This window comes from Xenorhabdus sp. PB62.4 (assembly GCF_014467285.1).
GTDB lineage: Bacteria > Pseudomonadota > Gammaproteobacteria > Enterobacterales > Enterobacteriaceae > Xenorhabdus.
This window is the reverse complement of record NZ_NKHR01000105.1, coordinates 1-717: the sequence shown is the minus strand read 5'-3', so window position 1 is coordinate 717 and position 717 is coordinate 1. Positions and strand designations below refer to the sequence as shown.

Annotated in this window: 1 protein-coding gene; it reads right to left on the bottom strand. The window is 44.4% G+C overall.

Annotation, left to right across the window (positions count from 1 at the left end; all coding sequences use genetic code 11):
• Window positions 1–9: 9 nt before the first annotated feature.
• Window positions 10–717 (bottom strand): IS630 family transposase (locus Xenpb_RS19420; protein WP_187655745.1); only part of this gene is annotated, 708 nt, incomplete at its 5' end.

The window sequence follows — 717 nt, the reverse complement described above, 5'->3', positions numbered from 1 at the left end:
TATACGCACTTAACTTGAAGATGCAGGTCTTAGAATCTGAAAGTTATCAGTCAGTCGGGTAGTCAACTCTTTCGCTTTTTCTGGCAAGGTAATATGAAAAAAGCGGCGAAGTGCTTCACGGAACGTTTTTGCATCCGGGAAATAAACATTGTTTCGTACCTGCTCATTCGCGTACTTCCATAATCGTTCTATGGGATTGAGATTCGGACTGTAGGGCGGTAAGTAATGTAATTCCATGTTGAAAACTTCAGCGATATCTTTCACCAAATTTGTCCGGTGATAACCTGCCCCATCCAGAATAATGTGGAGTTTTTGCGAAAGAGGATAGGTCTCCCTGATTGCACCAAAAAAATAAGCCACACTTCTCTCATTAATACTCGGATATTCACGAATAAGGGTCTCTTCAATTCGCTGTAAATTGAGTGCGCCCATAATATTAAGGCGGGTGCGGCTGCCTGTGGTGGCGACCACTTTGACATGCTTCTTTCCTGCTTTCATCCAGCCATAACTTAATTTTGTGGACTGTGTGGGATGCACCGCATCAATAAACAGAATGGGTTCATTCTGACCGGGGCCCTCTTTCAGCGCGTTGTAGGCCTCAATAAATTGTTGCTGTTTATCCGCATCAAATTTATGAGGGACGCCCATCGGTTTCTTATAGCTGAACCCCTGACGGTGAAGCCATTTCGTCATTCCGGCCACAGTGAAAGCAATTTG